The following is a 13624-nucleotide window of genomic DNA, read 5'->3' as shown; positions in this document are numbered from 1 at the left end:
GGAACATGGTTTGGAGCACTCCCCGCCCGGGGTTACCTGGCGCCGGCGCCCAGTTCGTCTGCCTGGCCGGCGGAGATACTCTCAATCGTCATGAGCCTTGCGGTGTCGACCACGTCATTGAGCGCGTCGGCAGTCGGCGCCGCCGACACTGCCTGGCGGTGCACGTCGTGTGTCACGAAGCCGATGTCCCGGCTTGGAATGGCAAACCAGTCAGGATTGCCGAGCGAGCGGCGGATGTCCTCCAGCCCGCCCTCCCAATGCTCGCCAAGCGTGTCGGTGCTGAACTCATAGTCCTTGTAGTGTCCCTCGAAGGCCCTGTTCTTGTAGATCAGGTGGACCACATTGACCGCACTGCCATCCGCGACTTTCTGTGCCTTGCGCATCAGTGGATGGCTCTGGCGCACTTCCTCGGGAATATGTTCCAGCAGTTGCTTGATGAGACCGGCGTGCTTCTGCTCCGCCTCGAGAAAGGTGGTGATGGCCCGGGTCCGGCTCGAGTACTGGATATCCTTGGTCCGCTCTGAAATGTCAAGGAAGTTGCCCGGCAGCCTGCCACGCGCGCTCCACAGATCCACCTGGAATATCAGTGTGTCCTTGTGCTGCGATTCCCTGACAATTTCAGTGAGCGGCGTGTTCGAGACGAGGCCGCCGTCCCAATAGTATTCGCCATCGATTTCAACTGCGGGAAAACCGGGTGGTAGCGCTCCCGATGCCATGAAGTGCTCCGGCTTCAGGCGCATCTTCGTATTGTCGAAATAGATCAGGTTCCCGGTGCGGACATTGACCGCCCCCACGGAAACCCGAATATCGCCGTCGTTGATACGATCGAAGTCGGTGTACTTGAGCAGCGTGGCGCGCAAGGCGGCCGTATCGTAAAAGCTCACCTGGCTTGGATCTTTAGGTGCCAGCCCCGCGGCATGCAGGAGCGAGCGCGGTGCAAAGAACCCCTTCTGGCCTTCTGTCAGCGCGCGGCTGGCGGCCCACATGCTCGACCACTTGCGCGCAATATCCTTGAAACCCAACGTCGCCGGCCACCAGGCGCCCACGTGACCGATCAGGTCCGCAGGCTGGCAAATGGTGTTCCAGAAGCCGCGCAATGCTTCCACGCCGTCTTCAGGCGCATTGCCTGCGATGATGGCCGTATTCAATGCACCAATCGAAATTCCCGAGATCCAGGTAGGCCTGATGCCAGCTTCGGCCAGACCTTGATAAACGCCTGCCTGATAGGAGCCGAGCGCGCCGCCTCCCTGAAGGACCAATCCGATTTCGTCATAGGGGGGCAACTCTAGCTGATGGTCGCGATTGATTCTGCTGGTTCCGCTGCGGCGCAAGACTGACTCCTTGTATTTATTGCATGAACCAGCCGTGACTCACCACGACCGACTGCCCCGTCAACGCCGCCGACTCGAATCCGGCCAGGAAGGCAACCGTCCTGGCCACGTCAGCCACAGTCGTGAATTCCCCGTCCACGGTCTCCTTGAGCATCACGTTCCTGACGACTTCCGCTTCCGAAATTCCGAGGGCCTTGGCCTGCTCGGGAATTTGCTTGTCGACCAGCGGTGTACGGACAAAGCCCGGACATACCACGTTGGCACGCACGCCGCGCGAGCCGCCTTCCTTGGCGACGACGCGGGCAAGGCCAAGCAGCCCGTGCTTCGCTGTCACATAGGCCGACTTCAGCTTCGATGCCTCATGCGAGTGAACCGAGCCCATGTAAATGATGGAACCGCCCTTGCCTGCCGCATACATATGCCGGATGGCAGCTTTCGTTGTCAGGAAGGCGCCGTCCAGGTGAATGGCCAGCATCTTCTTCCAATCCGAGAATTCGTAGTCTTCAATCGGATTGACAATCTGGATACCGGCATTCGACACCAGCACATCGATGCTGCCGAGCTTGCTGACCGTTTCCTCGATTCCGGCGTTGACCGCGGCTTCGCTCGTCACGTCCATCGACACGGCAATTGCCTTGCCGCCCTCAGCGACGATCGCTTCCGCGACGTTCTGCGCATTCTGCAGATTCAGGTCGGCGATGACGACGGCGGCGCCATCCTGAGCCAGCTGGCGTGCGCATTGTTCACCAATACCACTTGCTGCGCCGGTAACGAGCGCGACTTTTCCTTGCAATGACATGGTTGCTCCTTGCGGGGTTACTGGTTGACGACAAGCCTCGGGGCCTGTGCAGGTGCGACGTAATCAAAGGCGACTTCGCCGATATCGAGGGTGAGATTGGCAATGACATGCCTCGCGCCCACGATCTTCCTGACCGGCAGTTCGGCAACGGGCGCCAGCGCGTGCGGGTGGAGTTCCAGCGCGGCGGGTCCTTCCCAGGCGCCGAGCACCGTCACGTCCTGCAGATAGAAGCGGACCAGCTCGCAGATCCGCGGCGAGCCATCGACGTGCGGGATCACCTTGAGCAGGTAGTTCGGCGTATCCGCCAGCTTCCGGCGTTCGGCCTCGATATCGAGCGGGCGGAATTTATAGCCCATCGTGCCGGTCGCGATCCGCTGCGTCCCATAGTCGAGGGTGCCAAGCAGCGTATCGTTACCATCAATGGCCAGGCGGGGCGAGGCGAGCTTCTTCGGAAACCCCCAGATTTCACGGCCGCCGGCGATCGGTCCTTCATCGTCCAGATACATCGCATGCGTGTAGTTGCCCTTCTGGCCCGATTCATCGATCACGGAAATCACCTGGCCGCTCTCGGTGTAGTCACCGAATCCGGATGAGTCCGGCATGCGGATGAACTCGTAGTGGACCAGAGCTGAATCGACCGTCAAGGGCTCGGGCACGACCGCTCGCAGGGCATCCAGGTCAGTTTCGTAGGTGATGATGAAATATTCGCGATGGAGGAATCGGAAAGGCGGGCGCGGATACGAGGGGCTGTGCAGCGGCATTGCGAAGGCGTTCTTGCGGATGTCATCTATCTTCACGGCAGAGGTCCTGTGAGTTGCGAAATCAGCACAATTCAACGATCTGAGTGCCTCAGGCAAGACGTAGACCGATTCCTGCGTCAGGAATTGCTGATTGGCACGCCTTGCCTGGCTTTGCGTGGCGAGGTTGCCCCAATGAATGTGGCAGATTTGTCGCGGCGCAGCATCAGCTGGACTATCCTACGGGTTTTCCCTTGGCAACAAAAGACGGCAAACATGAAATGGATTGTTTCGCCAGCAGGACAAAGGCGGTGTGCGCCAGGGACCTGGCGAAGGGACACTCCGTTCACCGCGATGCGCCGGCAGATCGTTCGTAAGCACCCAGTGAATCCGTCTTGAAGGAAAGCAAGAGAGCAAGGAGCATCGTGTCCATCCAAGTTCTGGGTGGACACGTGAACACTATCGAGGAGATCGCACCGGCACGACGTCGACGCCGGCACAGCGCCGAGTGCATGGCGGCCCACTGGGCGATTTCATGACAAGGTATTTGCGGAGCAGGACAATAGCTCAGGCGACCAACTTCGCTTCGGTCAGCGCCTGCAACCTCTCGAGCGTCATGCCGTCGACCATTTCAAGCACGCTCAAGCCAGCCGCCGTCACTTCCAGGACAGCCAGGTCCGTATAGATGCGCCTGACCACGCCGCGCGCTGTCAGCGGGAGCCGGCATCGGCGCAGCAGGCGCGGGCGCCCGTCCCGGGTGGTGTGCTCCATCAGCACCCAGATTTCCTGCGCGCCGAACGCCAGGTCCATCGCGCCGCCCACGGCTGGCGGTGTCTGCGGATCGCCCCGGGTCCAGTTGGCCAGGTCGCCGTTCTCGGCCACCTCGTAGGCGCCAAGGATCGCCAGGTTCAGATGGCCCCCGCGCATCATGGCGAAGCTCAGCGCCGAGTCGAAGATGGCCGCGCCCGTCTTCAGACTCACGGGCTGTTTGCTGGCATTGATCAGATCCGCGTCCTCCAGCGCCGCCGGAGGACGCGGGCCGAGGTGCAGGATGCCATTCTCGCTGTGCAGGAACACTTCGCGATCCGCCGGGATCAACTCACCCACCAGCGTTGGCAGGCCAATCCCCAGGTTGACATAGGCACCGGCGCGAATATCGCGTGCCGCGCGTTGCGCAATCTGTTCCCTTGTCAACGGCCCAATACGTCTCCGGTTCTCTTGACGATCCGATCAATAAAGATGCCGGGCGTGATCACGTGTTCCGGCGCGATCACGCCGGCGTCGACCGTGGCGTCGGCTTCGACCACGACAATGCCGGCGGCCGTTGCCATGACGGGATTGAAATTCCGCGCGCTGAGGCGATAGGTGAGGTTCCCGACCCGATCCGCATGCTGTGCGCGGATCAGTGCAAAATCAGCGCGCAAGGGCAGTTCGAGAACATACTCGACACCCGCGATGGTTTGCACGGACTTGCCGGCACCCAATTCCGTGCCTGCGGTGATCGGGCAGAGAAAGCCGCCGAGACCCGCCCCTGCACAGCGAATCCGCTCCACCAGCGTGCCCTGCGGCACCAGTTCCAGCTCGATATCCCGGCGGCGGTACGCGTCGCGGAATGCCGTTGCGCCAGCCGTCAGCGGATAGGAGCAGACGAGCTTGCGCACCCGGCTCTCCGCGATCAGTTGCGCAATGCCATAACCGTCATATCCGGCGTTGTTCGAAATCACCGTCAGGCCGCGCACACCACGCCTGAGCAGGGCCGCGAGCAGCTCGGAAGGAAGTCCTGCGCTGCCGAAACCGCCGACCATCACCGTCGCCCCGTCCTCCAGGCCGGCAAGTGCCTCGGCGCAGTTCCTGACGATCTTGTTCACCGTTTCCATACCGGCACATGCTCCCACTCAGGGCCCGAAGCTTGAGCGCGCCTCGATGCCCCAGCCGTCGTCCTGCAGCGTCATGACGTACATCGAGTCATAGACGCCGATGACGCTGTGGTCCTTGCGAAAGCGCGTATAGCTCAGCAGCACGTGTGCCTTGCGCGCGCTGAACTGCACGACCTCGCGCGATTCCCAGCGGCTGTATGACCAGCCGTCCGCGCGCTCGAGTTGCTGGAACAGATCCATCGGATTGTTGCCTGGCGCCTCGTAAACGGTGGTCTTGCCGTTGGCAAGCCGGGTATGGGGGAAATGCATGCAACGGTCCATGGCGGCGGCGTCGTGGTCGTTCAGCGCCTGCATGAAGGCGTCGAGGACAGCATTGCAGGCGCGCTGGATGTCTTCGCGTGTCAGCGTATTGCCCGTGTGTGGGTTCGGCATGGCGTGGGTATCCGGTTGAGTGTCAGTCCGCGGTGATGTTGGCCTGCCTGATGACGGCGCTCCATTTCCTGTCTTCCGCCGCCAGGAAGCCCGCATAGTCGGCGGGCGAACTGGATACCAGTTCCAGGCCCTGGTCGGCGAACTGCTTGCGGATAGCCGGGGCCCTCGCAAAGTCGACGATCTCCGAGTTCAGCCGGGCGACGACATCCGCCGGGGTCCTGCCGGGCACGAAGATGCCGTACCACGAAAGCATGCTGAAGTTGGCCACGCCAGCTTCGGCAAAAGTCGGCACATCTGGAATCAACGGGTTGCGCGCGGTGGACGTGATGGCCAGCGCGCGCAGTTTGCCGGCCTTGAGATTCGGCAGCGAGGTGATCAGGCTGTCGAACATGAAGCCGGTCTGCCCGCCCAGCAGGTCGTTCATCGCCGGCGACGATCCCTTGTAGGGAATGTGCGTGAACCGCGCGCCCGTGCGCTCGCTGAGCATGGCCGCGGCAAGGTGCGGCGAGGAGCCATTGCCATACGATCCGAAGGTGATCGTCTCGGGCGCCTTCTTCGCGGCGTTAAGCAGGTCGGCAAGGGTCTTGTAAGGGCTCGACGCGTTCACTACCAGCACGTTGGGTCCTTGCGCGATCAGAGAGACCGGCTTGATATCGGCCGCATTGTAGGGCAGCTTCTTGAGCAGGTGCGGGTTCACCACGGCCTGGCCGATTGCCGCCAGCAGAACCGTGTAGCCATCTGGCGCCGACTTTGCCACCGCGTCCGTGCCAATCACCCCACTGCCGCCAGCGCGGTTGTCCACGACCATGGTCTGGCCCATGGCCTGTTGCGCATGGTGGGCCAGGTTTCGGGCCAGGAGGTCAGTGATGCCGCCGGGCGGGAATGGCACCACCAGCCGGATCGGCTTCTCCGGGTAGGCCGCCTGCACCGGCGCCGGGCCGAGTGTCAGGCAGGCGCCGGCCAGCGTGGCGGCAATGCAGAGGATCCTCCTTGCGATCGGAACGTTCATGGCTGCTGTCTCCTTGCCGCTTGGGCTTGATGGAATGGGTAGTCAGTCGGTGGTTGCCGGCGCCGCTCAGCCGGCCGGCACGGCATCGGCCCTGGCAGGCACGGCGGGTGCGCCGAACCGGCCGAGCCCGGCCAGGGCCGCCCGCATCTCGGATTCAATGCGGGCGATGATGTCTTCCAGCGGCTCGATGCGATCCGCGAACGTCACGGCCTGACCGAGCGACAGGGCTCCCACGCTCGCGTCGCCGGTCTCATAGGCCTTGCGGCCGAGCACGCCCGCCACATGGGGGCGCAGCATCTCGAAATCCCCGGCATGGGTGCGCTCCAGTTCCAGCACCTTGTCGGTCGAGGTATTGCGCAGGGCGCGTACGGTGTTGCGCACGCTCTGCATGATCAGCGCGGTATCAGTCTCGCGCAGGCCCACCAGCACTTCCTTGTATTCGCGGCGCGCCCAGATCTCCTCGGCGACCAGGAAGCGGGTGCCGATGACCACGCCGTCGACGCCGAGCGCCAGCGCCGCGATGACCTGCGCACCAAGCCCGATGCCGCCGCCCAGCAAGACCGGAATATGAAGCTGGCTGCCGGCGAGCGCGCCCTGGACCATGCTCCCGACCAGGTCGATTCCGGGGTGCCCGCCGCATTCCGCCCCCACCACCGACACCGCGTCGACGCCGATCGCCTGGGCCTTGAGCGCGTGGCGCAGCGACGGCGCCTTGTGCAAGACCTTGATGCCCGCCGCGTGCAGCATCGGCAGATAGGGCTCAGGGTTGCGCCCCGAGGTTTCGACGAAACGCACGCCGGCGCGGGCCACCATGTCGAAGGTCTCCTCGACACGTTCGCCGGGCGTCGGCGCGGGCAGCATCGACACATTGACGCCAAACGGTCGTCCATCCGCCAGGTCCTGGCAACGTGCGATCTCGTCGCGCAGCGCGCCGACGTCGGGCAAGCTGGCCGCCGTGATAAACCCCATGATCCCGGCACGGGCAGCGGCAGCGACGTAGTTGGCGTCGGCCAGCCATTGCAGGCCGCCGGCGACGATGGGAAGGCGGATACCGAACAGTTCGGTGACCGGGGTGGTGAACGGCTGGGACATCGGGGACCTTTCGCGGCCAAGTGCGCTTAAATGGAACTACTGTTCCATTACAGTTTTGCGTCCTGCGCCATAAAAAGTCAAATCTTCTTTATCGTCAACACTTTGCGCCTTATACGATACTTGCAAAGCAAAAATTCCTTCTTATAATGGATCGAATGTTCCATTTAACAAACCAAGAACATGGCGACGAAGACGGCGACAGCCCCGGACAGCGAAGAGATCGACAAGGATCAGGTATCGGCGCTTGCGCGTGGCTTGATGTTGCTGGACTGCTTCCGCTCCAGTGAACGCTTCCTCGGCATCCAGGAACTGGTGGAGCGCACGGGATTGCCCAAGGCGACGGTTTCCCGGCTCGCCCATACGCTGCTGGCCAACGGCTATCTCGAGTATTCGCAGGCGCAGGCCAGGTTCTACCTGGGCACGCGCGTGGTATCGCTGGGTTTTTCGGTGCTTGGCTCGATGCGGGTCCGCCAGCTGGCGCGACCCCTGATGCGGGAGCTGGCCGACAACTGCTCTGCTTCCGTCGGCATCGGCATGCGCGACCGCCATACGATGATCTATGTCGAAAACGCGGCGAGCGCGGCCAACCAGAACTTCCGCCTCAATATCGGTTCGCGCGTCCCGCTGGCGACCTCGGCGATGGGCCAGGCCTACTACTGCGGGCTGACCGAGAGTGAGCGGGACGGGCTGCTGTCCGAGCTGTCGCAGCGCGCCCGGTCCGAGTTCGGGCAGATCCGCGACTCGCTCGAAGCCGGCCTGGAAACATTCCGGAAGCTGGGTTTTTGCATGTCGATCGGCGAGTGGCAGACCGACGTGAACGCGGTGGGCGTGCCTTACCGCTCGGACGATGGCACCGCCGTGCTGAGCTTCAATTGCTGCGGGCCCTCGTACCAGCTGACGCCGGGCGATCTGCTCGACAAGTGGGGACCGCGCCTGCTGAACCTGGTGCGCAACGTCGAGGCAGCGGTCCTGGCGGCCTAGTCCGCGAGCCCTTCTCTTCGCACTTCCTTTTTTACTACGCGGCAAGGCAATGGCGCCTCGCCGGGGCGGGCTTTCGCCATGTCACGGCACCGCCGAACACTCCAGCCAACCCAGATGCAGAGGATCAAGATGAGACAAGGTTCATTCAGCATTCCCCCGATGGAGCGCGTATTCTTCGGGCGGCCTTTCGTCGACGTGGTCATGGAGGAGGTCGAGCGGCTGGGTGCCAATCGCGTATTCCTGCTGGTCAGCAACACGCTCAACAACAAGACCGACGAGATCAGCAAGCTGCGCGATGCGCTCGGCGCGAAGTTCGCCGCCATCTACGACGATATTCCGGCCCATATCCCTCGCGATGCGGTATTGCGGGCGGCGGCGGTGGCGCGCGCTGCCGATGTTGACCTGATCGTGACCGTGGGCGGAGGCTCGATCACGGACGCGGGCAAGAACGTGCAGCTGTGCCTCGAGCACAATCTCACCGAGCTCGACCAGTTCGAACCGTTCCGGCTCAAGACCGACCCGGTTACCGGCGTGGTCGAAGCACCGGTATTCCGCGGACCCACGGTACGGCAGATCGCGGTGCCTACGACCTTGTCGGGCGGAGAATTCCACCAGAGCGGCGGCTCCAACGACCCCATCAAGAAACTGAAGCAGAGCATCCGCCATCCGCTGATGATCCCGCGCACGGTGGTGTTCGATCCGGAACTGACCCGGCATACGCCGCTGGGGCTGTGGCTGTCCACCGGCATGCGCGCAGTGGATCACGCGGTGGAATCGTTCTGTTCGCCCTATGGCAGTCCTTTCGTGGACGGGACCGCGCTGCAGGCCCTGCGCACGCTGCCCGATGCGCTAAGGCGCACCAGGAAGGATCCCGGCGACATGGAAGCCCGCGCCGACGCGCAGGCCGGCATGTGGCTGTCCCAGATGGGCATGTGGTCACTGGTGCCGATGGGCGCCAGCCACGGCATCGGCCACGTGCTTGCGGGCACGTTCCATGTACCGCATGGCCATTGCACCTGCGTGACCTTGCCGAGCGTGCTGCGCTTCAACAAGCCGGTGACCGAGGCAAAGCAGAAGCTGCTGAGCGAGGCGCTAGGCGACGCCAGCCGTGAAACCGCGGACCTGGTGGCCGAGCTGATCGACGATCTCGAGATGCCGAACCGCCTGCACAAGGTCGGGGTGGAGCGCAAGGATTTCGAACTGATTGCCCGCAATGCCTTGCTGGACCGCTGGACCCACAGCAATGCGCGCAAGTTTAAAGGGCCGGAAGAAATCATTGCGCTGCTCGAACAGGCCGCGTGAACCGGGAGGGCGCGCCGGCCACGACCGGGCAGGTAGTCACCCGGCCCGTTGCCCGTCCGGGCGACTGCCGGATCAATCCGGCTGGTAGTTGATGGACTTCAGCAGCGCGGCCTGTTGCTGGTACGCCTGCTTCAGGTCCGCCATCAACTCTTCCGAGGTGGCGGCACTCCCCTCCTCCATGCCCATGTCCTTGATGTGGTTCTGCACTGCGGGTTGCTTGAAATACGCCAGCGTCACCTCGCGGATCTTTTGCTGGACTGCCGCAGGGACATCCGGGCGCGACCACACGGCGAACCAGCCTGCTTGGGCCAGCTGCGGGTAGCCAAGCTCCTTGAAAGTCGGCACATCAGGCAATGCGGCAATCCGCGTCGGATAGTTCAACGCAATCGCCTTGATCTTTCCCGCCTTGATCAGCGGCAAGGAGGTGGTCACCCCATCGAACATCAGGGGCACGTGGCCGCCCATCAGGTCGTTCAATGCCGGGGGCGAGCCTTTGTAGCCGACATGGCGCAATGGCACGTGCGTGAGTTGCCCGAGCAATATGCCCGAGGTGTGGCCCTTCAATCCCGCTGCGTAAGACGCAAATACGAGTCCGTCCTTCTGCGCTTTGCCGTAGTCCACCAACTCCTTCAGGTTTGAAACGGGCACGTCCTTGTTGGCCACCAGCACCAACCCCGTGCGGCTGATCTGGGCGAGGGGCTTCAGGTCCGCAAAGGGCTTGTAATGAACCTTGTAGGCCAACGGGGCTTCGCTCACGACGCCGCCCTGGATGACCAGGAGGGTATGGCCGTCCTTGCCGTTGGACTGCAAATCGCTGATCGCCAGCGCGCCGGCGGCACCAGGCTTGTTTTCCACGATAACCGGCTTGCCCAGCTTCTTCTGCAGGCCTTCCGCCAGCAGCCGCGCCAACGCGTCGGCACTGCCACCGGCAGGCCCGCCCACCACCAGCCGGACAGGCTTGCTGGGCCAAGCCTCCTGGGCCTGGGCCACAGGCATCGCGCCGCAGACACCAATACCGATCGCCAAGGCGTAACCGCGCCACCAGAAGTTATTGGTTTGCTTCTTCATGTCAGTACTCTTTCGATTGCTTCGCTTTGCGTGTTTGGAAAGCCTTGTCGCCGACGGGATCGATGCGCTGGCTTTGCGGCGCATTTGCCCTTTGTCCATTCTCGGCGCGCACCGGGTCAGCCGGCATGACCGATCACGACACGTTGTTGTCAATTCGCGCAGACCGAGGGAAAACCCTCAGGGATATGGTGAGCACGCTGCCAAAGAGATCAAGTGCCCGTGCGTCAGCGGGCTACTGTCATTAAAGGCCAAGTTCGTGGCGTGCGAGGTAAAGCGGGAAGTCGCGCCAGGCCAGATGATCCGATCCGAGAAGTCCTGGTCGAGGCATCGTCAATGCGCTCTCCGCGCGATGATCAAAAGAAGGCGCCCGGCGATGCAGACGGCCAGCAGGCGGAACTGCTAGTCATGAGTTTCGAGAATCACTGGATGGAGACGGAATTGAACGTGTATACGAGTAACGCGATACCGGCCGAGCCGGTTGCGGCTACCACGGGTGCCCGCGCCTACGCGTGGGTGGTATTCGCATTGATGTTTTGCCTGCTGCTGTCTGACTACATGTCGCGGCAGGCGATCAATGCCTTGTTTCCGCTCCTGAAAGCGCAATGGCAGATATCCGACACACAGCTCGGTTCGATCAGCAGCGTGGTGCCATTGATGGTCGGCGTGCTGACCCTCCCCTTTTCCATCATCGCGGACCGGTGGGGACGTGTCAAAAGCATTGCCCTGATGGTTTCGGTGTGGAGTGTTGCCACGCTCGAATGCGCCATTGCCAGCAGCTACCATGAGATGTTCGTCGCACGCTTGTTCGTTGGTGTCGGCGAGGCTGCGTATGGAAGTGTCGGTTTTGCCATGCTCGTGAGCATCTTTCCAAAGCATATGCGGTCCACGGTCGCCGGCGGCTTTACGTCTGCCGCGGCTTTCGGGTCCGTGCTCGGTGTTTCGCTTTCCGGCATCATTGCGACGCACTTTGGCTGGCGCTGGTCGATGGGTCTGATGGCGATCATTGGCTTTGTGCTGGTGATCATCTATTACTTCGTGGTCACGGAAGAAAAGCTCGCACGTGCGCGGCCGGACCATGCGAGCGGAACTCCGGTGCACGGGCACGTGAAACTGACACCGCGTGCGTTTTTCTCTGGCCTGTTTCCGTCCCGTTCCGTGTTCTGTGCGTACCTCGGCTGCGCCCTGCAGATCTTCGTTCAGGGCACTTTGTTCGTATGGCTGCCCAGCTATCTGAATCGCTACTGGGGCATGCCTGTCAGCGAGGCAGCGGTACTGGCTGCCGGCCTTGTCCTTGTCAGCGGCCTGGGCCAACTCATGTGCGGTGTGATGACCGATCGGATCAGCGGGGATTCGTCGCTCAAGCGGTGGAACATGGCCATCGGCTATTGCTTCGTGCTGGGCACGCTGCTGGCGATCGCCTTCCGCTTGCCACCGGGCAATCTGCAACTCGCTCTCCTTGCGCCCGGTGTGTTCTTCCTTGCCAGTTCATTCGGCACATGCAGCGCGATCATTGCGGGTGCCACACCGCCGGCTATTCATGGCTCGGCATTCGCAACACTGACGTTGTTCAACAACATATTGGGCCTCGCGGCAGGTCCTTTTTTCACCGGCATGGTGGCGGACGCGGTGGGTCTTCAGGCCGCCTTGCGCTGGCTTCCGCTCGCCGCGGCGCTGCCTTTCATCGTGTTCCTTATCGGCAGATGGTGCTGCGTCGCGGAAGCGCGAGGCAGCTGAACCGGGTGGTGAGGCGATGGAGGACAAGCCGCTCTGGCTGCGCCCGCCAGGGCAGGACATCGGGCACTGAGCACTTGACTCAATGAAATGACATCAAGAGAAGAAATGAAGATGAGCAATGGCTTTGACACCGAATTCTTTGCCGCGCGCTTCGGCCTGCGCGGCCTGACGGCAATTGTTACCGGCGCTGGCTCGGGACTCGGGCGGCAGGCGGCAAGGACGCTGGCCGCCACCGGCGCGCATATCGCCCTGCTGGGCAGGCGGCCGGAGCCGCTGCAGGAAACCGCAGAGCTGATCGAACAGGCCGGTGGTACGGCGCGACCTTTTCCCGTCGATGTTGCCGACCAGGAAGCCGTGCGGCTTGTCCTGGATGCAATCCAGCAAAGCATGCCGCCGCTATGGGCGCTTGTGAACAATGCGGGCGTCGGAGGGCGCGCGGCGCTGCTCGACGTGGACGGGAAGATGTTCGACCGGGTATTCGACGTGAATACGAAGGCTGCGCTGCTGATGTCTACCGCGTTCGCACGCCGGCTCATCGACCGGCAGTTGCCTGGCCGCATCATCAACATCTGCTCTCTCGCCGCGCAGACGCACTCGCCGTACCTCGGCATCTACGGGGCCAGCAAGGCGGCGCTGGAGCATCTGACCCGCACGATGGCCCATGAATGGGCGTGCCACGGTATCAACGTCAACGCCATCAGTCCCGGCTTCATCGAGACTGACATCAACCGCGCCATGTTCCAGACCCCCGCGGGCAGGAAGATCGTAGAGAGTCTGCCACGCCAGCGCCTCGGTACGCCCGAGGCGCTCGATGGCGCGTTGCTGACGCTCGCTTCGCCGGCCGGCGCATTCATGACCGGCTCGACGCTCGTCGTGGATGATGGGCAAGGCTTCAGCATTGGCTAGGTCAAGCCCCTCCGGGCATCCCGTGACGCCGAGGTTCAGATTGCAAGAACAATGGTGTTTCGCTCTTGCCAACCGTCGCGCGACCGCGGCGTCTCCCATATTCAGGGAAGAATGCTGGAGGCTGCCAGTAATCCGGCTCTGTCCAGCCCCTTTGCGATGCGGCCCAGGTCCTCATTCCGGAAGGGCATACGGGCGATGTCGCCTGCGAACGAGTAATCCGGGTTGATGGCGATGAGCTCGTCCCAGACGCCGCGCGCTTCGTCGAGATAATCAAGGTTCCCGGGTGCCGCAGCGAGATAGGCCTGGCTCATGTCCGTCTGCGGGACAAGCAGGATGCGCTCTCGCAGGACCGTTAT

Annotated in this window: 14 protein-coding genes; 4 read left to right on the top strand and 10 right to left on the bottom strand. The window is 62.7% G+C overall.

Annotated features, from left to right (window positions below; all coding sequences use genetic code 11):
* Nucleotides 1–32 precede the first annotated feature (32 nt).
* The 8 genes from ACZ5MJ_RS32070 to ACZ5MJ_RS32035 form a co-directional block, all read right to left on the bottom strand.
* On the bottom strand, nucleotides 33–1331 hold the full coding sequence (locus ACZ5MJ_RS32070) for a DUF3734 domain-containing protein (RefSeq protein WP_464225115.1): 1299 nt from the start codon (nucleotides 1329–1331) through the stop codon (nucleotides 33–35).
* A gap of 16 nt (nucleotides 1332–1347) precedes the next feature.
* Entirely contained in the window at nucleotides 1348–2130 is a 783-nt protein-coding gene (locus tag ACZ5MJ_RS32065; protein WP_464225114.1) for a 3-hydroxybutyrate dehydrogenase, read from the bottom strand.
* A gap of 17 nt (nucleotides 2131–2147) precedes the next feature.
* On the bottom strand, nucleotides 2148–2927 hold the full coding sequence (locus ACZ5MJ_RS32060; RefSeq protein ID WP_464225113.1) for an acetoacetate decarboxylase: 780 nt from the start codon (nucleotides 2925–2927) through the stop codon (nucleotides 2148–2150).
* Between the two features lie 507 nt (nucleotides 2928–3434).
* On the bottom strand, nucleotides 3435–4070 hold the full coding sequence (locus ACZ5MJ_RS32055; protein ID WP_464226666.1) for a 3-oxoacid CoA-transferase subunit B: 636 nt from the start codon (nucleotides 4068–4070) through the stop codon (nucleotides 3435–3437).
* Nucleotides 4058–4744 (bottom strand): CoA transferase subunit A, encoded by a 687-nt coding sequence (locus ACZ5MJ_RS32050; protein WP_464225112.1) that lies wholly within the window; start codon nucleotides 4742–4744, stop codon nucleotides 4058–4060. The genes ACZ5MJ_RS32055 and ACZ5MJ_RS32050 overlap by 13 nt, the downstream gene beginning before the upstream one ends.
* Nucleotides 4745–4762: 18 nt before the next feature.
* On the bottom strand, nucleotides 4763–5176 hold the full coding sequence (locus ACZ5MJ_RS32045) for a hypothetical protein (RefSeq protein WP_464225111.1): 414 nt from the start codon (nucleotides 5174–5176) through the stop codon (nucleotides 4763–4765).
* Nucleotides 5177–5198: 22 nt separating this feature from the next.
* A complete protein-coding gene (locus tag ACZ5MJ_RS32040) occupies nucleotides 5199–6185 on the bottom strand; it encodes a Bug family tripartite tricarboxylate transporter substrate binding protein (RefSeq protein ID WP_464225110.1) in 987 nt (328 codons plus the stop codon).
* A 66-nt stretch (nucleotides 6186–6251) separates the two neighbouring features.
* Nucleotides 6252–7277, bottom strand: a complete 1026-nt coding sequence (locus tag ACZ5MJ_RS32035; RefSeq protein ID WP_464225108.1) for an NAD(P)H-dependent flavin oxidoreductase — start codon at nucleotides 7275–7277, stop codon at nucleotides 6252–6254.
* A gap of 180 nt (nucleotides 7278–7457) precedes the next feature.
* Between ACZ5MJ_RS32035 and ACZ5MJ_RS32030 the strand changes: the two genes are divergently transcribed.
* Complete coding sequence (locus ACZ5MJ_RS32030) at nucleotides 7458–8258, top strand: IclR family transcriptional regulator (protein ID WP_464225107.1); 801 nt, start codon at nucleotides 7458–7460, stop codon at nucleotides 8256–8258.
* Between the two features lie 129 nt (nucleotides 8259–8387).
* The gene (locus ACZ5MJ_RS32025; protein ID WP_464225104.1) at nucleotides 8388–9560 is read left to right on the top strand and encodes an iron-containing alcohol dehydrogenase; all 1173 of its coding nucleotides are present in this window, start codon (nucleotides 8388–8390) and stop codon (nucleotides 9558–9560) included.
* Nucleotides 9561–9632: 72 nt separating this feature from the next.
* Here the strand turns inward: ACZ5MJ_RS32025 and ACZ5MJ_RS32020 are convergent, their stop codons facing one another.
* Nucleotides 9633–10628 (bottom strand): Bug family tripartite tricarboxylate transporter substrate binding protein, encoded by a 996-nt coding sequence (locus ACZ5MJ_RS32020; RefSeq protein ID WP_464225103.1) that lies wholly within the window; start codon nucleotides 10626–10628, stop codon nucleotides 9633–9635.
* 333 nt (nucleotides 10629–10961) lie between these two features.
* On the opposite strand from ACZ5MJ_RS32020, the gene ACZ5MJ_RS32015 reads away from it, so the two are divergent.
* Nucleotides 10962–12362, top strand: coding sequence for an MFS transporter (locus tag ACZ5MJ_RS32015; RefSeq protein WP_464225102.1), 1401 nt, complete (start codon nucleotides 10962–10964; stop codon nucleotides 12360–12362).
* Nucleotides 12363–12473: 111 nt separating this feature from the next.
* Nucleotides 12474–13268: an SDR family NAD(P)-dependent oxidoreductase gene (locus ACZ5MJ_RS32010; RefSeq protein WP_464225101.1), complete on the top strand. Its 795-nt coding sequence runs from the start codon at nucleotides 12474–12476 to the stop codon at nucleotides 13266–13268.
* Nucleotides 13269–13369: 101 nt separating this feature from the next.
* Here ACZ5MJ_RS32010 and ACZ5MJ_RS32005 read toward each other — a convergent pair whose 3' ends face one another.
* The gene (locus ACZ5MJ_RS32005) at nucleotides 13370–13579 is read right to left on the bottom strand and encodes a hypothetical protein (protein ID WP_464225100.1); all 210 of its coding nucleotides are present in this window, start codon (nucleotides 13577–13579) and stop codon (nucleotides 13370–13372) included.
* Between the last annotated feature and the right edge of the window lie 45 nt (nucleotides 13580–13624).

Source organism: Cupriavidus sp. LA-1, from assembly GCF_055385985.1.
The sequence above is the reverse complement of the archived record's forward strand: the minus strand, read 5'-3'. Positions and strand labels throughout refer to the sequence as shown.